At 37.4% G+C, this 21,429-nt stretch carries 22 protein-coding genes; 19 read left to right on the plus strand and 3 right to left on the minus strand.

Going from position 1 to position 21,429, the window contains the following annotated elements:
- Window positions 1–18: 18 nt before the first annotated feature.
- The 4 genes from O0931_RS00100 to ispG all read left to right on the plus strand — a co-directional run bounded on the left by O0931_RS00100 (window position 19) and on the right by ispG (window position 5,081).
- Window positions 19–693, plus strand: coding sequence for a PspC domain-containing protein (locus O0931_RS00100; protein WP_269413527.1), 675 nt, complete (start codon window positions 19–21; stop codon window positions 691–693).
- Window positions 694–698: 5 nt separating this feature from the next.
- The gene (locus tag O0931_RS00105) at window positions 699–1,673 is read left to right on the plus strand and encodes a toast rack family protein (RefSeq protein ID WP_269413528.1); all 975 of its coding nucleotides are present in this window, start codon (window positions 699–701) and stop codon (window positions 1,671–1,673) included.
- A 105-nt stretch (window positions 1,674–1,778) separates the two neighbouring features.
- On the plus strand, window positions 1,779–2,384 hold the full coding sequence (locus tag O0931_RS00110; RefSeq protein WP_269413529.1) for an RDD family protein: 606 nt from the start codon (window positions 1,779–1,781) through the stop codon (window positions 2,382–2,384).
- 696 nt (window positions 2,385–3,080) lie between these two features.
- Window positions 3,081–5,081, plus strand: coding sequence for a (E)-4-hydroxy-3-methylbut-2-enyl-diphosphate synthase (gene ispG, locus O0931_RS00115; protein ID WP_269413530.1), 2,001 nt, complete (start codon window positions 3,081–3,083; stop codon window positions 5,079–5,081).
- Window positions 5,082–5,239: 158 nt separating this feature from the next.
- Here ispG and O0931_RS00120 read toward each other — a convergent pair whose 3' ends face one another.
- Both O0931_RS00120 and O0931_RS00125 read right to left on the minus strand, forming a co-directional pair.
- Window positions 5,240–6,064 (minus strand): alpha/beta hydrolase family protein, encoded by an 825-nt coding sequence (locus O0931_RS00120; protein ID WP_269413531.1) that lies wholly within the window; start codon window positions 6,062–6,064, stop codon window positions 5,240–5,242.
- A gap of 152 nt (window positions 6,065–6,216) precedes the next feature.
- Window positions 6,217–6,618, minus strand: coding sequence for a DoxX family protein (locus tag O0931_RS00125; RefSeq protein WP_269413532.1), 402 nt, complete (start codon window positions 6,616–6,618; stop codon window positions 6,217–6,219).
- 104 nt (window positions 6,619–6,722) lie between these two features.
- On the opposite strand from O0931_RS00125, the gene hemA reads away from it, so the two are divergent.
- The 4 genes from hemA to hemL all read left to right on the plus strand — a co-directional run bounded on the left by hemA (window position 6,723) and on the right by hemL (window position 12,711).
- Window positions 6,723–7,949 (plus strand): glutamyl-tRNA reductase, encoded by a 1,227-nt coding sequence (gene hemA, locus O0931_RS00130; RefSeq protein WP_269413533.1) that lies wholly within the window; start codon window positions 6,723–6,725, stop codon window positions 7,947–7,949.
- A 261-nt stretch (window positions 7,950–8,210) separates the two neighbouring features.
- On the plus strand, window positions 8,211–9,791 hold the full coding sequence (hemC, locus tag O0931_RS00135; protein WP_269413534.1) for a hydroxymethylbilane synthase: 1,581 nt from the start codon (window positions 8,211–8,213) through the stop codon (window positions 9,789–9,791).
- Between the two features lie 484 nt (window positions 9,792–10,275).
- The gene (hemB, locus tag O0931_RS00140; RefSeq protein ID WP_269413535.1) at window positions 10,276–11,244 is read left to right on the plus strand and encodes a porphobilinogen synthase; all 969 of its coding nucleotides are present in this window, start codon (window positions 10,276–10,278) and stop codon (window positions 11,242–11,244) included.
- Between the two features lie 96 nt (window positions 11,245–11,340).
- Window positions 11,341–12,711 (plus strand): glutamate-1-semialdehyde 2,1-aminomutase, encoded by a 1,371-nt coding sequence (hemL, locus tag O0931_RS00145; RefSeq protein ID WP_269413536.1) that lies wholly within the window; start codon window positions 11,341–11,343, stop codon window positions 12,709–12,711.
- A 144-nt stretch (window positions 12,712–12,855) separates the two neighbouring features.
- On the opposite strand, the gene O0931_RS00150 is transcribed toward hemL, so the two are convergent.
- A complete protein-coding gene (locus O0931_RS00150) occupies window positions 12,856–12,993 on the minus strand; it encodes a hypothetical protein (RefSeq protein WP_269413537.1) in 138 nt (45 codons plus the stop codon).
- Window positions 12,994–13,164: 171 nt separating this feature from the next.
- On the opposite strand from O0931_RS00150, the gene O0931_RS00155 reads away from it, so the two are divergent.
- From O0931_RS00155 to O0931_RS00205, 11 genes are all read left to right on the plus strand, one after another.
- The gene (locus tag O0931_RS00155) at window positions 13,165–14,031 is read left to right on the plus strand and encodes a sensor histidine kinase (RefSeq protein WP_269413538.1); all 867 of its coding nucleotides are present in this window, start codon (window positions 13,165–13,167) and stop codon (window positions 14,029–14,031) included.
- 8 nt (window positions 14,032–14,039) lie between these two features.
- Complete coding sequence (locus O0931_RS00160; RefSeq protein ID WP_269413539.1) at window positions 14,040–14,744, plus strand: response regulator transcription factor; 705 nt, start codon at window positions 14,040–14,042, stop codon at window positions 14,742–14,744.
- Window positions 14,744–15,259 (plus strand): hypothetical protein, encoded by a 516-nt coding sequence (locus O0931_RS00165; RefSeq protein ID WP_269413540.1) that lies wholly within the window; start codon window positions 14,744–14,746, stop codon window positions 15,257–15,259. The genes O0931_RS00160 and O0931_RS00165 overlap by 1 nt, the downstream gene beginning before the upstream one ends.
- A gap of 205 nt (window positions 15,260–15,464) precedes the next feature.
- Window positions 15,465–16,490: a uroporphyrinogen decarboxylase gene (gene hemE / locus O0931_RS00170; protein WP_269413541.1), complete on the plus strand. Its 1,026-nt coding sequence runs from the start codon at window positions 15,465–15,467 to the stop codon at window positions 16,488–16,490.
- Between the two features lie 83 nt (window positions 16,491–16,573).
- Window positions 16,574–16,753 carry a hypothetical protein gene (locus O0931_RS00175; RefSeq protein ID WP_269413542.1) on the plus strand — a complete coding sequence of 60 codons (180 nt, stop codon included), beginning with the start codon at window positions 16,574–16,576 and terminating at the stop codon, window positions 16,751–16,753.
- The gene (locus tag O0931_RS00180; protein ID WP_269413543.1) at window positions 16,741–17,028 is read left to right on the plus strand and encodes a type II toxin-antitoxin system RelE/ParE family toxin; all 288 of its coding nucleotides are present in this window, start codon (window positions 16,741–16,743) and stop codon (window positions 17,026–17,028) included. Before O0931_RS00175 ends, O0931_RS00180 begins: the two co-directional genes overlap by 13 nt.
- A 13-nt stretch (window positions 17,029–17,041) precedes the next feature.
- Window positions 17,042–17,602 carry a CopD family protein gene (locus tag O0931_RS00185; RefSeq protein WP_269413544.1) on the plus strand — a complete coding sequence of 187 codons (561 nt, stop codon included), beginning with the start codon at window positions 17,042–17,044 and terminating at the stop codon, window positions 17,600–17,602.
- A gap of 185 nt (window positions 17,603–17,787) precedes the next feature.
- Window positions 17,788–18,954 carry a hypothetical protein gene (locus O0931_RS00190; RefSeq protein WP_269413545.1) on the plus strand — a complete coding sequence of 389 codons (1,167 nt, stop codon included), beginning with the start codon at window positions 17,788–17,790 and terminating at the stop codon, window positions 18,952–18,954.
- Window positions 18,955–19,231: 277 nt separating this feature from the next.
- Window positions 19,232–19,801 carry an RNA polymerase sigma factor gene (locus tag O0931_RS00195; protein WP_269413546.1) on the plus strand — a complete coding sequence of 190 codons (570 nt, stop codon included), beginning with the start codon at window positions 19,232–19,234 and terminating at the stop codon, window positions 19,799–19,801.
- A complete protein-coding gene (locus tag O0931_RS00200; protein WP_269413547.1) occupies window positions 19,782–20,534 on the plus strand; it encodes a hypothetical protein in 753 nt (250 codons plus the stop codon). The genes O0931_RS00195 and O0931_RS00200 overlap by 20 nt, the downstream gene beginning before the upstream one ends.
- 108 nt (window positions 20,535–20,642) lie before the next feature.
- Window positions 20,643–21,425: an outer membrane beta-barrel protein gene (locus O0931_RS00205; protein WP_269413548.1), complete on the plus strand. Its 783-nt coding sequence runs from the start codon at window positions 20,643–20,645 to the stop codon at window positions 21,423–21,425.
- Window positions 21,426–21,429 lie beyond the last annotated feature (4 nt).

Here is a 21,429-nt window from a genome sequence, read left to right on the forward strand (position 1 = left end):
CACAAAATGAACAACGTTATGGAAAAGAAGCTTTTTAGAAACGAACACGATAAGATGATTGCCGGTGTAGCTTCAGGCCTTGCAGAATATATGCAGGTAGAGGTAACCATAGTTAGATTACTGTTCGCATTATCAACCATTTTTATGGCCGGAGGTGGCCTGGTTGCGTATATAATTATGTGGATTATTGTTCCGGTTAATAATGACCCTGCAGTAAAATTCTCAAAATTTAACGATTACTTTAATAAGAATAACCCCAATGCGGCCCCCTTTGGAAGTACAGATTCATTTACCGGTCCGGTGGGTTCAGGTAACACAAATTGGACACAACCTGTAAATGATGCACAGAAAACACCATTTGAAACGCAGGCTGATTTCAGTAAATTCAGTAAACCAAATGATACCGGTCGTACAATAGGCGGATTGCTTTTGCTCGTTGTCGGATGTTTCTTCTTAATGCGTGAATTTGACTTTATTCCTGATTGGTTTCGCTTCAGAAATTTCTGGCCGGTAATATTCATTGTTTTAGGAATTAGTATCATTGCTAAATCTAAAAGAAAAAATGAATGGGCTGCATTCCAAAATCAACAACAAGCTGCTGAAGAGTCAAAAACAGAAACCGTTACTGACGCAGTTCTAGTTGAGGAAACCAAAGACGAAAACAATTCAAAACCTGTTAACCCTCAAGTATAGATATTATGAAATTAGATAGATTAATCTGGGGTATTTTATTGCTTTTCATAGGCGGGGTACTCTTATTGGAAAACTTTGGTGTAATCGAATTTTATTGGCGCAATGTATGGCATTTCTGGCCTGTATTTTTAATCATCGCAGGTGTAAATATTTTATTCAATAAAAATAATTCGCAAACCGGCAGCATGATTTCCATCGCTGTGCTGGTACTTACCTTAGGCTTTCTGTTTTTTAAAGGACAGCAGGAGCCCGATAGAAATTCCTGGTGGAGCCATAAGTTTAAAGAAGATGTCGATGTAACTATCGATGACAACGACAACAATGATGATAACGACAATGACACTGCTTTTAATGAGTTGAAGTTGTCAGAGCCTTTTGCAGCTGTTGATAGTGCTAAAAAAACTATCCTGAATATTTCAGGTGGTGGCATATCTTTCAATCTTGATGGAGAAACTACTGATTTAATCAAAGCAGATGTGAAAAAAAGGCACGGAAATTTTTCACTCACCAAGCAAAATACGGATACCGCAACTGTGCTTACTTTCAAAATGGGCGATAAGAAAAATAAGTGGAATTTTGGTGACGGGGGTAATGACGTAGATTTTAAATTAAATAAAGCGCCAAATTGGGATATACTAATGAAACTGGGTGCAGGTGAAGCAGATTTTGATTTTGAACACTATAAAGTTCGAACTTTCCGGTTCGACGGGGGAGCAGCATCATTAGACATTAAAATGGGCGATCTACTGCCAATAACAGATGTAATCGTGAAATCCGGCGTTGCCGATGTTAAGATTAAAATTCCTGAAAATTCAGGTTGCAGAATTAAAACTAAAACTGGTTTATCGGCAAAGGATTTCGAAGGATTTGAAAAACTGAGTGATGGTGTTTATGAAACTTCCAATTATAAAACGTCGACTAAAAAAATCTTTATCAATTTGGATGGCGGATTGAGTAACTTTGAAGTGAGCAGATACTAAAAGGGAGAAGGAAGTAGATGATGGTAGATGGAAATGGTAGGTGGGTTTGAATACGCTGATTAAAGCGGTTTAATAACCTTTATCTGTGTAACCAAACCAAAGTAAATGGAAGAATATACTGTCGTAATAAATGGCAAACCTCAAGGCCCTTACACCATAAATGACCTTAAAAGTTTAAATATTAAACCCAACACGTTTATCCGTAAACCCGGAATGGACGATTATAAAGAAGCTCATGCAATTGAAGAATTGCGTGAGCTTCTCGGTTTTAGCTATCAGAAGACTGCTCCGCAATATTTTGCCGCTTTCGATTTAAGACTGCTGGCTTCAGTTATCGACCATTTCTTAATCTTTGTGATTTATTGCCTGACTATTTTAGTCAGTTTCGTTTTTGTGGAAGGGAAAGACCAGCGCATTATGGCCTTTTTTATGCCATTGCCATCAATCTTTATTATAAAATTAATTTATGGCAGTTTTGCAGAATCGGGTAAAAAACAAGCTACTATTGGCAAACGACTGGTAAACATTAAAGTAACCGACCTGGAAGGAACAAAGATTTATTTTGGTCGTTCTCTGATACGCAATCTATCAAAAATACTTTCTGTAATTCCGTTTTTCTTCGGCTATTTCTATAGCTTTTTAAACAAGAAAAATCAATGCTGGCACGACGTCGCAGCCGATACCCTGGTGATGAAAGACAGGTTGATCTAACGATTTTTTTATTGTTAATTAAAGTTAATTGAAAAGGGAATCGTTTTTTAATAATTTTTTTATATAAACTACTCTTCCCTTATGAAATATTTACTGCTGATGGTTTTTGCTTTTTCCCAGTTAACTTTATTTTGTCAAAACCGCTCCAGATTCTTTAAAACTTGAAAAGGATGAATATATAAACTTAAAAAAGATTGAGGCTTCGGTTTTGATAATAGACGGTGAGAAAGATATGATTTTAGAAAAACACACTAAATTTATTGCAGATAACATTCCGAAATCACAGCTTTTTATTTTTTAAAGGTGCCAGTCATTATGTGCCTGTCGAAAATCCGGTTAAGTTTAATAAATAAGTTTTAAGTTTCCCCGAAACCAGATAAATTTCTGCTGATATAAAGTCTATCACGTCAGGTGCAAAAAATGTATTTTGACTATCAAAGTACTGCCTCAAAGTTCATCATTACTTTCATTTCTTAAATTTATTTGGTTGATTAGGATTGATAAAACGGCAAGTAATTTGTTGATTTTACTGATAAAAACAAGCAAAATCAAGTCAAAGTTGTTCTATAATTTATTGCAAAATATGGGCAATTTATTTGTTTTAGCCAATTGACTTTATTTTAGCCATTCAACCTTAAACAATTTAACAATCCATCAATATTAACAATAAAACATTTACCTTATCTTTGTAATCGCATGGAAAATATATCGGTAAAGCATGAATTAGGTGGTGGGTATTGCAACAGTTTAACGCAATATTCGAGGTTTTTAACCCGCGAAGTAAAAATTGGTGATATCGCCTTGGGTGGTCATAATCCAATTCGTATTCAATCGATGACAACTACCGATACCATGGATACTATTGGAACCGTTGAGCAAACCATTCGCATGGTAGAATCGGGTTGCGAATACGTTCGTATTACGGCTCCAAGCACTAAAGAAGCTGAAAATTTAGCCAATATTAAAAAGGAACTGCGCTATCGCGGATACGATGTTCCTTTAATTGCCGATATTCATTTTACTCCAAATGCTGCGGAAATGGCCGCAAGAATTGTAGAGAAAGTTCGTGTAAATCCGGGTAATTACGCTGATAAAAAGAAATTTGAAAATCTGGAATATACCCAGGATGCTTACACAGCAGAACTCGAACGCATCAATAAGAAGTTTCTTCCTTTAATCAAAATATGTAAAGAATACGGTACGGCAATGCGAATTGGTACCAACCATGGATCGCTTTCTGACAGGATTATGAGCCATTACGGCGATACCCCCCGGGGAATGGTGGAGTCGGCGATGGAGTTTATCCGCATGTGCGAAGCCGAAAACTATTACAACCTGGTTATTTCGATGAAAGCCAGCAACACCCAGGTAATGGTTCAGGCTTATCGCTTACTGGTAGAAACTATGGTAAAAGAAGGCATGAATTATCCTTTACATTTGGGCGTTACCGAAGCTGGTGATGGCGAAGATGGCCGTATTAAGTCTGCTGTAGGTATCGGAACACTATTAGAAGACGGCTTGGGCGATACCATTCGTGTTTCCTTAACCGAAGATCCGGAGTTTGAAGCACCGGTTGCGAAAGCGTTGGCAGACAGATATTCTTTTAGAAGTAACAAGACGGATGTCGAAAGTCAGAATCCTAAAAATTCATCATCCATTTTCCATCATCCATCATCTGTTACGGCATCATCTTCCATCAAAACTCATTCACCTTATTCTTATTCCCGTAGAATAACAGAAGCTGTTCAGCATATTGGCGGTCATCACCACCCTTTGGTTATGATTGATGTTTCTAAAGAAAACTTAAAAGACCCATATTTTTTAAATGTTGTTGGTTACAATTACAGCGCTGGTTTAGATAAATATAATTTAGCGGACCAAGCTTGCGATTTGGCTTTCCTTGGAGATAAGCTGCCATCATTCTCTTTCCCCGGAAATTTAAAACAGGTTTACAATTACAATACCTGGTTGGGTTTGAAGGATAAAAAAAATTGTCATCCTTTGTTTACGTTGGATGATTTTAATAAAGCAGGTGTTAAAGATGAACATTTAAATTTCGTGGAAATTGATGCCACACAATTCAACCATTTGTCTTTGCATCAATTAATTAATGTCGTTTTTGTTTTAAAAACAGCTGCAAATCACGGAATGGCTGAGCAGCGGGCATTTTTTGTCGCTTTGCAGGAAAAAAACATTCAAACACCTGTTATCCTCAAAAGAACTTACGATAATTTAAATGCTGATAACCTGATGCTTTATGCGGCAACTGATTTGGGTGCATTATTAACCGATGGTTTTGGCGATGGCGTGTGGATTGATGCTCCAGGTCAAAATCTGGCTTTATTAAACGCCATTAGTTTTGGTATTTTACAGGCAACCCGAACAAGAATCAGCAAAACCGAGTACATTTCTTGTCCGAGCTGCGGACGAACGCTTTTCGATCTACAGGAGACAACGCAATTGATTCGCTCACGTACGGACCATTTGAAGGGGTTAAAGATAGGGATTATGGGCTGTATTGTGAATGGACCAGGCGAAATGGCTGATGCAGATTATGGCTATGTGGGTACAGGACCTGATAAAATTACACTCTATCGAGGTCAGGAAGTCGTGAAAAAAAATGTTAATACCGCTTTTGCTTTAGATGAATTGATTGATATTATTAAAGGCGATGGAAATTGGGTAGAGAAAGCTTAAAACTATCGAGGTCTGTGGAGACACAGAACAGTTTAACCCTGTTATAGTTTCAGTCTGTGACGACACAGACTGAAAGGTTAGTAATTTGTTAGTCCAGGCATGTTGAAGAACAATCGTTGTTTGTGAAATTGTTTCGGGATGCTTGCCATTAAAATATCTTATTCTCCCAGAAAAATCAAACACTTTTCACATACTTTAAACAAAAGAGGTGGCAGGGTTTCATTTTCATAAGGGTGAGACGCACCATAAACATGATTTGCCCCTTCAATTTTAACCAGCCTGCTGTTTGGATTGGCATCCGCCAATTGCTGTGCATGCTCAAAAGGAACATTTACATCGTCATCGCCCTGAACAATTAGCCATGGAATGTTAATACGTTTGGCTGCCTCAATGATATTCAATGTTTCATAATTTTTTTCAAAATCTTCAAGCAACGTCACATTTAATGGCATTTGCTCTTTTGTTCGGGCATTGATAACGTGAATTTTCCCGGTTTTTATCCATTCTGCCTCCTGCTCTTTTTTCCAGAGACTATTAAAACCGGAAATCGCACTCCAGGTGATGAGCTTGTTAACTCTTAAATCGTTCGCGGCCGTTATAATGGCTAAACCACCTCCACGGCTGTGTCCGATTAAATTGATTTCAGTATCTTTTCCGTAAGCTTTTTCGATAAAATCAAGTACGGCGTTAACGTCGAAAAGTTCTTTTGAAACGGTATTGCTGGCGAAAGTTTCCAAGTCGGTAACATCTTTTGGATCATCAGCGGGAACGCCGCTGTGCGATAAGTTAAACTTTACATAACGATAACCATTTGCGGCAAAATACCGGGCTGCTAAATTATGTGCCCCCCAGTCTTTAAAACCTTTGAAGCCATGAATAAAAAGAACTATTGGTGTATTTGGGTTTTTATCATCGAAAGTAATGTCGCCGGTAATCAATTTTCCATCTGAACCGCTAAGGCTAAAATCATTTTGTATAATCATAATTAAGGAATTGGTACAATTTTATAAACCTATAAAACCTGATTTTGTTGTGTTTTTTAAAAAACTGCGGAGGTTATTCCCGAGGCGGCGATGGGTAGTTGTCACCCTGATCCGATAACGATTGAATCGGCACAATGATATGCCAGATACTATTATTTAGCAGAATCTCGATAATAATACCAGGCCCAGCCGATGAACAATACCTGAAAAGGCAACCTCGCCCAGGCAACAAATGGGGTCACTAAAATTTTTCCAAGCATGAATGGTGCTTTCTGAATCATGTAAATATGAGCAGGCACAAATGCTATTAGCATTAAAATAATTAATATTGAGGCGGTCTTTCTGCTTCTTGAAAAAAGCAATAAAAACCCTAAAACGATTTCAATTATACCGGAGAGATAAATTAAAAATCCATGAGCAGGCAACCATTCAGGCATTATTACGTAATAAGCTGCGGTGGATATAAAATGATTAATGCCTGCCAGGATATAAAAAACGGCATAAATCCAAAGGAAAAGTTTAAAGGTGAATGTGCGATTGTCAGCTTGATGCATTTATTTAAAACCGTTCTAAATTGATGTAAATTACAGATTAATGACGGTGACATGCATCAACCATGTTACTTTTGTATCCCGATAATAGTTAATAACGGAAGCACTTGGAATATTTAAAAGTAATCGCTTTTACGCATCACCACATCGACCTGAAATCTTTAGGCAAATTAGTTATTTGCGACCAGAGTTTAGATAGCAGGTTGAAAAATATTCAAACAGAACTCCCTGTTAGCGAAATTTTTTACATTGGTACTTGTAATCGGGTTGAGTTTGTTTTTCTAACAAAAGAGAAAACCGATAAAGAATTCATCACTAAATTTCTTACCGTTTTAAATATGGGCTTACCTCCGGAGTTTATGGAGCGTTTCCTTGATAATGTTACGGTATACGAAAATGAAGAAGCTTTTAATCATCTTTTAAGAACTTCATGCTCTTTGGAAAGTCTGGTTGTTGGTGAAAAGGAGATTCTTGCTCAAATCCGTAAAGCGTATGAAAACTGCAGAAATGCGGGTTTTACCGGTGATTACATGCGCATGATCATGGATAGAGTTGTTAAAACAGCCAAAGAGGTTTATACCCATACTAATATCTCCAAAAATCCTGTTTCAGTAGTTTCACTAGCTTATCGTAAATTAAAAGAATTGAATATGTGTGGTAATTCCCGCATTTTAATTATCGGTGCCGGCGAAACCAACCAAAATATTGCTAAATACCTCAACAAACATAAATACTCTAATTTTTCTATTTTTAACCGTACTTTTTCTAAAGCACAATCTCTTGCAGATGAATTAAATGGTAAGGCTTACGATTTATCCGCATTAGAAAATTTTACTGAAGGCTTTGATGTAATTATCACTTGTACGGGTTCTACCGAAGCTATTATTACCGAAGCGCTTTATGCTAAATTGCTTAATGGCGATACCGGTAAAAAAGTTATAGTGGATTTAGCGATTCCAAACGATGTTATTCCTGCGGTTATTCATAACAACCTGGTTCACTATATTGAAGTAGAATCGCTTAAAGAGGTTGCCCGTAAAAATATTCAGGAACGTTATAGCGAATTGGTTCATGCTGAAGAAATTATCAGCAATAATATCACTGAATTTTTCACGGTTTTAAAACAGCGCCGTATCGAACTGGCGATGCAGGAAGTTCCCCGCAAGATTAAAGAAATCAAGAATACAGCTTTAAATGGTGTATTTGCAGATGAAATTAGCCAGATGGACCACGCTTCCCGTGAAGTTTTAGAACGTGTGATGAATTACATGGAAAAAAAATACATCAGTGTTCCAATGATTATGGCTAAAGAAATTTTAGTAAATGAATCGTAGGCTTACCCGCAAAGCAAGCAAAGTTTAAGCGTAAAGAACACCAAGCAAATCTCATTTCTTTTAATTTTTTAAACGATTAAAATTATTGAATCGCCTGAACATGTTGTCAAGCTGATTTGATAAACTATCGGATCAGGGTGAAGTCTGCCTGTTGCCAGCCCCGAAAAATATAAAACTCTGTAACCGCACTGTCTCATTTTTAAACAATTTATAGTTTCAAGCACTATTTAACTTAAATTTGCAGTTCATTTAATCTTAATAGTGAAAAAATTAATCATCGGAACACGCGGTAGCGACCTGGCTTTATGGCAAGCAAATCATATTAAAAATGAACTGTTAGCCCTGGGGATTGAAGCAGAGATAAAAATTATCAAAACACAGGGTGATAAAATCCTGAATTTAAGATTGGATAAATTAGAAGGAAAAGGTTTTTTTACCAAAGAACTGGAAGAGGAACTTTTAGGCGGCACAATCGACCTGGCTGTTCACTGCCTTAAAGACTTACCCACAACTCATCCTGCCGGATTAACCATCGCTGCAATTCCTCCGCGTGAAGAAGCAACAGAATATTTGTTAATTTTAAAAGATTGCGTGGATGTTTCGCAAAAGCTTTCCTTAAAAAAAGGTGCAATGGTAGGTACTTCATCAAATCGAAGAAAAGCACAGTTATTGGGCTTACGCGCTGACCTTGAAATTGAAGATTTACGGGGAAATGTTCCAACACGTATCCAAAAACTCAGGGATGAAGATTACGATGCTATTATGCTGGCAAAAGCGGGCATAAAACGTTTAGGTTTAGATGTCAGTGAATTTCATGTTGAAGAATTAGAGCCGACTGAATTTGTTCCGGCGCCTGCACAAGGTGCTTTGGCCATCCAAATCAGGGAAAATGATGTTGAACTTTTCGCCGCATTGCAAAAACTGAATGATCCTGCCACAGCTGAAGAAGTGGCTGTTGAGCGTAAAGTTTTAAATCTTTTTGAGGGTGGTTGTCATATGCCCTTAGGTTGTTATTGCAAAAAAGAAGATGGATTGTTTGAAGTGTGGACTTCAAAGGCTGAAACTGCTGAAGATTTCCCGGAACGCTTGTTTCTGCGTTCAAAAACTACTGATGGCTTAGCTGAAAAAATTGTTGCAAAATTTGATGTAGCAAGAAAAAAGCCGGCTAAGGTGTTCATTTCCCGTGAAATCGGAGAACATAGTTATTTCAGGAAAGCTTTAGAAAGTAATAATATAGAAATTGAGGGACGTTCATTAATCCGTACGTTTCCTATTGTAACGGTTTTAGACCAGTTTATTTTGAAGAATATCGACTGGATTTTCTTCAGTAGCAGGAATAGTGTGGAATACTTCTTTAACTTAAAACCACAATTACCAAAGAAAACAAAGTTTGGTGTTGTGGGCAGGGGCTCGGAAGATGCCCTGCGTAAGTTTAATCATTTTGCAGATTTTGTTGGCGCAAGTGGTGATATTACTGAAGTTGCCGAAGATTTTGCAAAACTCGTTTCAGGAAAAAATGTATTGTTTCCGAGGGCACAGGATTCATTGCAATCCATTCAGAAATCTTTACCCGCTGATGCAAAAATTATAGATTTGCCAATTTATGAAACCGTAATTGAAGAAAATATCGACCAGAGTTATGCTGATGTTTTGATTTTTACCAGCCCGTCGAATGTCGATGCGTACTTTGCTGATAATTTACTGGAGCCTGGTCAGCAGGTTATTGCCATCGGAAATTCAACAGGAAAGAAATTTGATGAAATGGGGGTAAGTTATACTTTACCATATTCACCTGATGAAATTGGTTTGGCTGAAGCTGTTTTTGGAATAGAGATAAAATAGAGGTTTAGGGGTTAAAGGTGCAGGGTTTAGGAGCAGAAAGGCGAAAGTTTAAACTGAAATGAATAGCCACTTCGTCATTGCGAAGCATGAAGCAATCTTAAAGTGAAAATAAAAGCAGGTTTTTGAAATGATAATTTTATAAAATTTGAGGGGTATCCCCCTTTGGAGTGGGCAGGGGAGGATTTATGTTTGAAACACCGAACCCGTGTGGAATAAACCCGATTGAAGTGGAAATACTTTTTGACGGTTTTACGAAAAAGATTGCCACGTCGTTCCTCCTCGCAATGACGGAAATGGAGCATACTGACAAAAGTTAAAAAAGATTGAAACGAAAAGCGGGGCTGCAATAACCGAAGAGTCACTGAAATTGCTTTTCGAATTAATATTAGATAATGTTTCGTGAGGACACGAACCATGGAGTTTTGAGAGAAATAATACGACATCAAGTTTTGATACTTGATACTAAATACTTGATACTAATAAAATGTTACATCGTCCGAGAAGATTAAGGAAAAACCCGTTGGTTAGAGAGATGGTAGCCGAAACCCGGTTATCGAAAGATATGTTTGTATACCCTTATTTTGTGGTACCCGGAACGAATGTAACACATGCAATTGATGCCATGCCTGGTGTAAACCATTATTCGGTTGACGCTTTGGTTAAGGATGTGGAATCCGGAATGAAGAAAGGCTTGAATAAAATCATGCTTTTTGGTGTGGGCGATGAAAAATCCGCTGATGCCAAATCTGCTTACCACGATCATTCATTAGTGCCAACCGCTGTTCGTGAATTGAAAAAACAATTTGGCGAAGATTTATATGTGATTACGGATGTTTGCGTTTGTTCTTACACCACGCACGGTCATTGTGGAATTATGGAGAACGATTATGTTCAAAATGATAAAACGGTTGATGTGATAGCAAAAATGGCTTTAACACACGCACAGGCCGGAGCCGATATGTTTGCCCCATCGGATATGATGGACGGCCGAATTGAAGCGATGCGTAATTTGCTGGATGAAAACGGTTTTGTAAATGCGGCTATTATGAGTCATGCCACAAAGTTTGCCTCTGCTTATTATGGTCCGTTCAGGGAAGCTGCCGATTGCGCGCCAGGTAAGGGCGATAGAAAAGCATACCAAATGGACTTCAGAAATCCGCTTGAAGCGTTGCGTGAGGCACAATTGGATGAGCAGGAGGGCGCCGATGTATTAATGGTAAAACCCGGATTGGCTTATTTAGATATTATTCAGCGTTTAAAACAAGATACAAATTTGCCTGTTGCTGTTTATAATGTTTCAGGCGAATACTCCATGGTTAAAGCAGCTGCAGAACGTGGCTGGATTGACGAACAAAAAGTGGTTATGGAAACGATGCATGCTTTTGCAAGAGCTGGTGCAAGCATTATTACCACTTACCATATTAAAGATATTTTAAATAACGATTGGATGTAGATAAGCTGAAAGCTTAAAGCCGAAAGATCAAAGCCGTTCTATAGCGCTTTACTTTTTGCTTTAAGCTTTAGTCTTTCAGCTTTTAGCTTAATAAAAATGTTAGATTCATTAAAGAAAATATTTTCAGGCAATGAGGCCGAGATTCCGTTAAATACAGGGAGTAAACCGGATATTTCGAGGGTAAAATCTGCGGAGTTGTATGAGAAGTCAAAAACGTATTTCCCGGGTGGGGTAAACTCTCCGGTTAGGGCTTTTAAGTCCGTTTACGGAACACCGCTTTTTATTGAAAAAGGTGATGGCTGCCACATTTGGGATGCCGATGGTAATAAATTCATCGATTTCTGTGGAAGTTGGGGGCCTTTAATTTTAGGCCATAATAACCCTAAAATACGCGAGAAAGTGACTGATGTGATGCAAAACGGAATGAGTTTCGGTGCACCAACAGCTTTGGAAAATGAGCTGGCAGAGTTAATTATTAAAAATAATCGTTTTGTAGAAAAAATCCGTTTTACAAGTTCGGGCACGGAAGCGGTAATGTCGGCAATTCGATTGGCAAGAGGTTTTACAGGAAGAGATAAAATTTTAAAATTCGAGGGTTGTTACCACGGTCATAGCGATTCGCTTCTGGTTAAAGCGGGTTCAGGTTTAGTTACTTTCGGCGAAACGTCTTCTGCCGGTGTACCAAAATCTTTTGCTGAAGAAACGATTGTAGTTCCTTTAAATGATACAACCGCCATTGAGCAGGCCTTTGCCCAATTTAAAGACCAGATTGCTGCAGTAATTATCGAGGGTATTCCGGCTAATAATGGCTTAATTATGCAGGATGAGCAATACATTCATTTCCTGCGTAAAATTTGTACAGATAATAATTCGTTGCTGATTTTTGATGAAGTAATTACGGGTTTTAGAGTAGGTTTCGAAGGTGCTGCTGCCTATTATGGCATCGCACCTGATATCGTAACCTACGGGAAAATTATTGGTGGAGGTTTGCCGGTTGGTATGTATGGTGCATCGGCTGAAATTATGGGTCATATTTCGCCTGATGGTGGCGTTTACCAGGCTGGTACATTATCCGGAAATCCGGTGGCAATGGCTGCGGGTATTGCAACTTTAACGGAATTAAATAAATCTGGCTTCTACAAAGATTTAAATAACAAAGCACAAGAGTTTGTAGCGAGTATTCAACGTTTTGCAACAGCTAGAAATTATAAATTTAAAGTGTTTACAATTGGTTCCATTTTTTGGTTTGCTTTTACGGAGAAAGATAAAATTCAATCTGCTGATGATATTGACGCGAACAGCATGGAGAAATTCAAAATCATGCACCGAGAGTTGTTAAACAGAGGAATTTATTTAGGCCCATCGGGATATGAAGTTGGTTTCGTATCTTCAGCTCATACAAAGATCGAACTGGAGAAAGCGAAACGAGCAATTTTTGAAGCGCTTGATTTGGTTTTTAAAAAGTAGGTTTTTATAACTATAGAAATTTAGTTTTTAACCATATAAGGCATTTAGGAAAATATAAGCTCAACTGCTTTGCAAAGCAGGAGTAGTGAAGAAACTTTGAGGGGAACTTCTCCCGATTTTATCGGGAAGTTGGATGTGGTTTTTTTATTTCTTGCAGAAGCCCACGTTTCCTAAACCCGATTGAAGCGGAAATACTTTTTTTAGCAGTAAACCTGAATAAACGGTGATGCTGAGGTACGAAGCATCTGCAACAGATGAAACAGATGCTTCGTGCCTCAGCATGACAGAAATTTAAAAAAGATTGAAGCAAAAAGCGGGACTGCAATGACAAAAATGAATAGAACATTGCTTTTCAAATAATAATAATTCTATTGTTCATGAAGACACAAACCATGGCGATAAAAATATAATTTAGTGATTTAGGACTAAATCTTAAAATCCTGGTAAAGACAGATGAAAAAATCCATTATCATATTTTATGCATTATTGCTTTATGCATTAATCCAGCTGATTTCCTGGGGTACCTTGGTGGTGCGACTGCAACCGAGCCGTATGACGATGATTATGGGCGAGGGTTCAGTGTTTTTATTTCTGCTTTGTATTGGTGGTTATTTTTTGCATCAATCCTTAAAGCGTGAAGATAAGCTGAAAGAACAGCAACAGAATTTCCTGATGTCTATAACACATGAGCTGAAATCGCCGTTGGCGGCAATAAAACTTTCTATTCAAACCATTGTTAAGAGAGATCTGGATAAAGCCCGTCAGGTTTCGCTGCTGAATAATTCTTTAAAAGACATTGAACGGCTGGATGATTTGGTAGAAAATATGTTGCTGGCAACCAAAATAGAAAACCGTTCTTACAGCTTTCCGAAGGAAGAATTTAATTTCTCGGAATTGGTTTATAAAATTACAGATAGATTGCAGGTTCATTCTTGTGGCAACGAACAACTTATCAATGCTCAAATTCAGCCAAATTTGCAGTTAACTGGTGACAAATTTGCCTTATCGTCAGTCGTAACAAATTTAATTGAAAATGCAGTAAAGTATTCCAGTCCCTGTGATGAGGTAAATGTGCTTTTAGACAAGGTTGACGGGCATATTCGCCTTAGTGTAATCGATAAAGGGCCGGGTATTTCAGATGCCGAAAAAATGTTGATATTTGATAAGTTTTACCGCGTTGGTAATGAGAATGTCAGGAAAGCGAAAGGAACAGGTTTAGGCTTGTTTATTGTGAAAGAGGTTTTACAATACCATGATGCAGATATTACAGTAAAAGACAATCTGCCTCAGGGAAGTATTTTTGAAGTAACATTTAGTTAATCTCAATTATGTCACAAAAATTAAGAATTCTATTGGTAGAAGACGAGGATCACTTGTTAGATGCTATCAAATTAAACCTCGAACTTGAGGGCTATAAAGTTCATGCCGTTAAAGATGGCAAAACCGCTCTTAAAGTATTTAAAGAAGAACGCTTTAATCTAATCGTATTGGATGTTATGTTGCCTGAAATGGATGGTTTCCAGGTTTGCGAAACAATCCGTCTGGAGAATGCAGAAGTTCCGATTATGTTTTTAACAGCTAAAAATACGTCGGAAGACCGTGTTTTAGGTCTGAAAAAAGGCGCTGATGATTATTTAGTTAAACCTTTCAACTTGGAGGAATTAATTCTTCGCGTTGGTATTCTGGTTAAACGCAGTTTAAAATCGGATGATTTAAAAGAATTAAATTCTTATAAAATCGGCGATAAAACAATCTATTTTAACTCTTTTGAATTGAAACACGATGATGGTACCATCACACCGTTAACCAAAAAGGAAACGATGTTGTTGAAGCTATTAATCGAGCGTAAAAACGATGCGGTTTCTCGTGAACAGATTTTAGAAACGGTTTGGAATTATGATGTCTATCCATCAACCAGAACGATTGATAACTTCATTTTAACATTCCGTAAGTATTTCGAACCAGATCAGAAAAATCCTGTTTATTTCCATTCAATTCGTGGTGTAGGCTATAAATTTACTGATATCCATTAATGTACAATAGTCTTGGCAGGTATGCGTTGATGGCCGTATTTTTACTGGCCGCTTTGGTATGCGTGTTTTTTACCCAGTATGAATTGGCCGCAGTTGCAGGCTTTTTGTTTGTTTTTGTGATTTGGAGTCATTTCAGGCACAGTTCTGTTTTAATGGCCTCAAAATATTTCAAGAATAATGAATTTGGAAAAGCAAAGCTGATGCTGGGTGAAGTGCCGAATCCGGAAAGATTATCTAAAAACCGAAGAGGTTACTATGAATTTATGCAAGGCAATTTGGCTTTGAAAGAAGAACAATGGGATAAGGCTGAATACCATTTTCAGTTGGCGAGTCGCTTTCCTGTTGGAGGGAAAACTCAAAAGTCTTTCGTTTTAATTCATTTAGCTAATCTGGCCTTGAGGAAAAAGGATAAAGAAAAGGCTGAAGCTTATGTTAAGGTTGCCAAAGAACTTGCAGAATCGCCGCGTTCGAAAGATATAATTGTTAAGATTGAAAAAGAAATAAGCAGATTATAATATTCGTATTGTCATTTTGAGAAACGAAGCGCCGGTTTAGGAATAAAAAGGTACTTCGTTTTTTTTTTATTTATACCTTTGCGCAATTAAAATTTTGCTTTATCGTCATGCTGATTTGATAGCTATCGGATTTATTTCAGCATCTTTCTGCTATTAAGACGCTGAAATGATTCAGGGTGACGACGAGGCGACACAAATACAAATCATGAAGAATAATTTATTTTTAGACGCTGCATTTTCGAAACAAACAGAACGCCCACCAGTGTGGATGATGCGCCAGGCTGGTCGGTTTATGCCACAATATTGGGAGATTAAGAACAAGTACTCTTTTTTAGAGATGTGTAAAACGCCCGAAATTGCAGCTGATGTTACGATGTTGCCTGTTGATTTGTTGGGTATTGATGCGGCGATTTTATTCTGTGATATTTTAGTAACTGGTGAGGCTATGGGCGGCGATTTGAGTTTTACTCAGGGTGTTGGCCCTAAGTTTGCAAACCCGGTGCGCAATGCTCAGGATATTGAAAACTTAAATGTCGATTGTCTGAATGAATTGCAGTATGTTGCTGATGCGATTAAAGTGATTCAACAACGTCTAAATGGCAATATCCCACTAATCGGTTTCGCCGGTGCACCCTTTACGGTAATGAGTTATTTAATTGAGGGTGGTTCTTCTAAAGATTTTAAATTAACGAAGCTTTTTATACATAACCAACCGGAATTAGCATATAAACTTTTGGCAAAAATTGCGAAAGTAACAGCTGATTATTTAAATCTTCAGATTGCTGCCGGCGTTAATGCGGTTCAGATTTTTGATAGCTGGGCACTTGCCTTATCCTGGAACGATTATCAGGAATTCTCACACCGTTACATCCAGGAGATTATTTCGAATTTAAACAGAAAAGATATTCCGGTAATTTCTTTTTGCAAAGGAAGTTCGGTCTTTGCGCCAATTATGGCTGAAGCAAAACCCGATGTGATTTCGGTAGACTGGAATGCAGATTTATTGAACATTAAAAATGCTTTGCCTGCAGGGATTGCCGTTCAGGGAAATTTAGACCCGCATATTTTATACGCAGACCAATCGGTAATTAAAGCACAAATTCATAAACTATTTGAGCGCATGCGTGGAACAGAGGGATTTATTTTCAATCTAGGTCATGGTATTATGCCGGATATCCCTTTTGATAATGTGAAATATGCGATTGAAGTGGTTAAAGAGTTTAGGTATTAACCTTTAGAACCCTATAAGAGGACTTTTAACAGCGAGCGTAAATTGTTATATTTGCTATACAAGTTTAAGTATAAAAATTTTCCATGAAAAAGACTGAAATCATAAATACTTTGAAAGAGATGCCCGATGAGTTTTCTGCGGATGAATTGATTGAGAGAATTTTATTACTTCAAAAAATTGATGCTGGATTAAATCAGGTAAAAGAGGGGAAGGTTTATTCAGAGGAAGAAGCTGAGCAGAAATTAGACCGATGGCTAAAATAGTTTGGACTGAAATTGCTATTGATGATTTAAATAATATTGCCAACTACCATAGTCAATACTCTGATAATTTCGCATTTGCTCTGATAAATAGACTTTTCAATAAGCCTAAAATTTTAAAGGAGATGCCTGAGCTTGGTCGTGTTGTGCCTGAAAGAGACAATCAATCTATTCGTGAACTTATTGAGGGTAACTATCGTATTATTTATTTTTTCGACAAGGAAATTGATACAGTAGAAATCATCACAATCCATCATGCTTCACAACCATTTTCATAATCTTTCTTATTAGATGATAGAAACCCTACAACCATATTATTTATACTTTCTTGCAATACATATTGTATTCGTAATCAGCTGGATGGCGGGGTTGTTTTATATTTTGAGTCTTTTTATCTACCATACTGAAGCAAACGAAAAATCAGAGCCTGAAAAAAGTATTCTTGTAAATCAGTTTATAAAAATGGAAGCCACATTGTGGAAAATCATTGCAACTCCGGCAATGATAATTTCTGTATTTGCCGGTGTTTCCATGCTTACTTTAAACCCTGGTTTACTGCAGGCCGATTGGATGCATGTTAAACTTGGTTTTGTAGTCGGATTGTTAGCCTACCATTTCATTTGCCAAAACATCGTAAAGCAATTGAAAAGGGGTGAATTTAAATTAAGCAGCTTTCAGCTTCGCTTATGGCGGGAATTGGCCACCATTTTTATGATTGCCATTGTTTTTGTGGTGATTTTAAAAAGCGCCATCAACTGGATTTATGGTTTGATTGGTATTATGGGCATTGCAATGGCAATTATGATTGCGGTTAAGTTGTACAAGAATTATCGCAAGAAACGCGGTGAATAGATTTTCTAACACTAAAACACTAAGAAGAAAAAAAGCATTATAATTTATTTTGGTGTTTAACTTGGTGCTCTTTATGCCTTTGTGGTTAAAAAGAAAATACTTTGTTTCCTTTGCGTAAACTTCGCGTTATTTGCGGTTAAACAAACGAAAAACTATCCTAAATTTGGGCGATAAAAACCAAGCTCATGTTTACAAACACAGATCTTAAAAAGACCTTACTCCTCATATCATTTATTTTTAGTTTTTATGTTGCCTCCGCGCAGTTCAATCAATCCGCTTTAGAAAACAGAATCCGTCCGGATAGCAGTCTGACCAACGAAGTTCACTTCAATTTCTATAATTTCAATTATGTTCGTAATTATGAATATACCAACGATTTCCATGATGGTTATACTTTGTATGGGACACAGCTGCAGCCTCAGATTGTTTATTATGCACATCCTAATTTAGCCATAACGGCAGGCGCTTTCATTCGTAAAGACTTCGGAAGAAACGGAATATCAGATGCAAAACCATTATTCAGCTTAAAGTACCATAAAAGAAATTTAACCTTAATTTTTGGAAGTTTAGAGGGCGGAATTCAGCATAAATACATCGAGCCACTTTACGATTTTGAAAGAACGATAACGACACCAATTGAATACGGAACACAATTACTTGTTGAAAGAAAAAGGTTTAATCTCGATGCCTGGATTGCCTGGCAGAAAATGATATACACCGGTGAAGCTGCAAAAGAGGAAATTATTGGCGGTTTATCTACCGAGACGACAATCGCAGAAAATAGCGGCTGGAAATTTAGTTTTCCTGCGCAGTTTCTGGCTTTCCACCAGGGCGGACAGATTGATGTGTTAAAGGAAATTCCGATTAGTACCGTTTTTAATGGTGCAACGGGTTTGAAATTGCATAAAGAAATCAATACCAACATTAAGCAGGTTTATACTGATAACTACATTGCCGTTTATAAGGATTTTTCTCCTGACAAAAGACGCGCTTATCAAGGTGGGTTTGGAATGTGGTTAAACGCAGGCGTAGAGAGTAAATGGGGAAGTCTGGTTGCAACTTACTGGAAAGGAAATAACTTCATTTCGATTAAGGGTATGCCATTGTACGAATCGGTTTCAAGTAATTTATATACGAATGGCTTAAAGCAAAGCGGAAGAAATATTGTTTCATTGCGTTATGCTTATCAAAAAGAGCTGATTTCGCATTTATATCTTGATGTTCGTTTTGAGCCACATATTGATTTAGATAATACGGATAAACAATTGCAGTTTAACCATTCATTTTTCCTAACCTATAAGCAGGATTTCAGGTTGTTTAAGGTGAAACAGCGTGGAGGGTTTAGGGAGTAGGGTTTGGGCTGATTAAATTTATAGCTTTCTAAACCCGACATAAGTGGCAGCCCCGAATTTTCTATGAGGGGCTATAGCATTTAGCGGAACTGCCACTTCCGATGAAATGCTGAATGTTCATTTCCAGATAAATATTTATATCTTTCTTGAGAATTATTGGCGCTTTATCTTGTTGATAATCAGATATAAAAAATAAATTTTAACTTTTATTTAACTTTTTCTTAGTCCTGATGCAACCAATGTTTGTAATCTGCCATCTTCTATATACAAACACACAATGAAATTGACGCGAAGCTATACGATAAACGATTTGCTGGAGGGCTGCAAAGCCGGCGACCGGAAGATGCAGGAAATGCTTTATAAGCAAACCGCATCGAAAATGCTGGCTGTTTGTATGCGCTATGCAAAAGATAGGATGGATGCAGAGGATATATTGCAAATGGGATATATTAAGGTTTTCCAAAAGATTGAAGCATACCGGGGTGATGGTTCTTTTGAGGGCTGGATTAGAAGGGTGATGGTAAATACGGCAATTGAAAGCTACCGTAAAAATTTAAGAAGCTTAAATGTGGTAGAAATAGATGAAGCCTACGAGCAACCATCAACAGGATTTGATTTCGGAACACTGGGCATGCAGGATTTGATGAACGTGATACAAAAACTGGCAGATGGTTACCGGATGGTTTTCAACATGTACGTAATCGAAGGTTATTCACACAAAGAAATAGGCGAAACGCTTGGTATATCTGAGGGGGCAAGTAAATCTCAGCTGTCGAGAGCGAGAGCAATATTAAAAGAAGAAATTATAAAAATGGAGGGATTTGGTTATGCAACCTATACAGGATAAGGATTTTGATAAGTTATTTGCAACTGCTTTTGAAGATGCTGAAATTACGCCATCCAGAGATTTGTGGAGCAACATAGAAAAGGAAATAGAACCAAAGAAAAAAAGGGTTATCCCGATTTATTGGTTATCTGCAGCGGCCGTTTTATTAATCGCTACAGTTGGGTTTTTGGTTTATCGACAACAGGAAGTTAAATCAAAACAATTTGCAAATAAAATTGAACCCAAATTAGTGAAGCCCGCTGTAGAAAGTCTGCCAGTTAACGATGCGACAAAAACTTTAGATGTTCAAACAGACAAGATAGAACAAACTTTACCGCTTAGCTCAAACCCTGTTGATGCAATTGCAAAAACTAAGGTTAAGGAAAGTGTTAAACCTGTAGAAAAGCAGAAAGTAGTTACAGCGCCTGAAATGCAAAAACAGGAAAGCATGATTGCAAAAGTAGAGGTGCCTAAAGAGGATATTAAAGCAAAAATTGACGAGCTGGTTTCTAAATCTAATACTGAAACTGTAATAGTATCTGCCGCCGCAACCATAAAGGCCGATGAAGTGGCCGGAGATGATAACCAGGGTGATAATAAAGGCATCCGTAATGTTGGCGATGTGGTAAACTTAATCGTAAACAAAGTTGATAAAAGGAAAGATAAGTTTATCCAGTTCCGTACGGATGATGATGATTCTTCGCTCTCATCGATAAATATTGGTCCGTTTAAGTTTGGTAAAAAGAAAAAATAAACAAGATTTGAAGATGACCAGATTAAACCGATTTCAGAATTATACCTTAATTCTAGTAAACTAATGGCAAATGAACTAATGAACATTTTAAATAAACACACACAGAATATGAAACATCTAATTTTTACAACACTTTTGGTAAGCGGGCTTGCCGGTGTTATGGCTCCAGGTGCTTTTGCACAACAAGATACAACCAAAAAGAAAATGGATTACAGTGAGGGGCATGGCATTATTATTAAAACTAAATCTGCTGACTCTGCTAAAAAAGGACGTTTTGTAGGCGGAATAACTTTTACCAGGGTAGATTTAGGTTTCTCCAGGTTAATTGATAACGGAGATTTTAATCTATCTCCTAACAATGAATTCTTAGATTATAAAGGTGGTAAAACCAGTACATTCTCTTTTGATGTTTTACAGTTCGGATACCGCTTCAACTCGAACTTTAAGGTATATGTAGCCGGTGGTTTCGACTGGACTTTAATCCGATTGAGAGACAACATTACGATTCAGAAAAACCAGCCAACTTTAACATACATAAATGAGCCTATAGAATTTTCTAAGAACCGTTTCTCCAGCAGCTATGTACATATTCCCTTAAACTTTGAATTCCGTACCGGTGAAAGTAAAAAAGGAAAAAGGTTCTACTTTGTTTTAGGTCCGGAAGTAAGTTTCCTGCTTAACGGTAAGGTTAAACAAATTAGCGAGGAACGTGGTAAGGAAAAGCAATATGACGGCTATCATTTCCAATCGGTTCGTTACGGCGGTACAGTTAGGTTCGGATACGGCGGTTTAGGTTTATTTACCAAATACTATTTCAATGATATGTTTACTACGCCTGCACAAGCTGGGTTGCGAAATATGAGTTTTGGTGTAACCTTTGGATTGAATTAAAGAT

This window comes from Pedobacter rhodius, assembly GCF_027213645.1.
GTDB lineage: Bacteria > Bacteroidota > Bacteroidia > Sphingobacteriales > Sphingobacteriaceae > Pedobacter > Pedobacter rhodius.

Bases quoted from the DNA above. Each gene is read 5' to 3' on its own strand.
- O0931_RS00100 (WP_269413527.1), top strand. From the start codon at position 19: ATGGAAAAGAAGCTTTTTAGAAACGAACACGATAAGATGATTGCCGGT.
- O0931_RS00105 (WP_269413528.1), top strand. From the start codon at position 699: ATGAAATTAGATAGATTAATCTGGGGTATTTTATTGCTTTTCATAGGC.
- O0931_RS00110 (WP_269413529.1), top strand. From the start codon at position 1,779: ATGGAAGAATATACTGTCGTAATAAATGGCAAACCTCAAGGCCCTTAC.
- ispG (WP_269413530.1), top strand. From the start codon at position 3,081: ATGGAAAATATATCGGTAAAGCATGAATTAGGTGGTGGGTATTGCAAC.
- O0931_RS00120 (WP_269413531.1), bottom strand. From the start codon at position 6,064: ATGATTATACAAAATGATTTTAGCCTTAGCGGTTCAGATGGAAAATTG.
- O0931_RS00125 (WP_269413532.1), bottom strand. From the start codon at position 6,618: ATGCATCAAGCTGACAATCGCACATTCACCTTTAAACTTTTCCTTTGG.
- hemB (WP_269413535.1), top strand. From the start codon at position 10,276: ATGTTACATCGTCCGAGAAGATTAAGGAAAAACCCGTTGGTTAGAGAG.
- hemL (WP_269413536.1), top strand. From the start codon at position 11,341: ATGTTAGATTCATTAAAGAAAATATTTTCAGGCAATGAGGCCGAGATT.
- O0931_RS00150 (WP_269413537.1), bottom strand. From the start codon at position 12,993: ATGCTGAGGCACGAAGCATCTGTTTCATCTGTTGCAGATGCTTCGTAC.
- O0931_RS00155 (WP_269413538.1), top strand. From the start codon at position 13,165: ATGAAAAAATCCATTATCATATTTTATGCATTATTGCTTTATGCATTA.
- O0931_RS00160 (WP_269413539.1), top strand. From the start codon at position 14,040: ATGTCACAAAAATTAAGAATTCTATTGGTAGAAGACGAGGATCACTTG.
- O0931_RS00165 (WP_269413540.1), top strand. From the start codon at position 14,744: ATGTACAATAGTCTTGGCAGGTATGCGTTGATGGCCGTATTTTTACTG.
- hemE (WP_269413541.1), top strand. From the start codon at position 15,465: ATGAAGAATAATTTATTTTTAGACGCTGCATTTTCGAAACAAACAGAA.
- O0931_RS00175 (WP_269413542.1), top strand. From the start codon at position 16,574: ATGAAAAAGACTGAAATCATAAATACTTTGAAAGAGATGCCCGATGAG.
- O0931_RS00180 (WP_269413543.1), top strand. From the start codon at position 16,741: ATGGCTAAAATAGTTTGGACTGAAATTGCTATTGATGATTTAAATAAT.
- O0931_RS00185 (WP_269413544.1), top strand. From the start codon at position 17,042: ATGATAGAAACCCTACAACCATATTATTTATACTTTCTTGCAATACAT.
- O0931_RS00190 (WP_269413545.1), top strand. From the start codon at position 17,788: ATGTTTACAAACACAGATCTTAAAAAGACCTTACTCCTCATATCATTT.
- O0931_RS00195 (WP_269413546.1), top strand. From the start codon at position 19,232: ATGAAATTGACGCGAAGCTATACGATAAACGATTTGCTGGAGGGCTGC.
- O0931_RS00200 (WP_269413547.1), top strand. From the start codon at position 19,782: ATGCAACCTATACAGGATAAGGATTTTGATAAGTTATTTGCAACTGCT.
- O0931_RS00205 (WP_269413548.1), top strand. From the start codon at position 20,643: ATGAAACATCTAATTTTTACAACACTTTTGGTAAGCGGGCTTGCCGGT.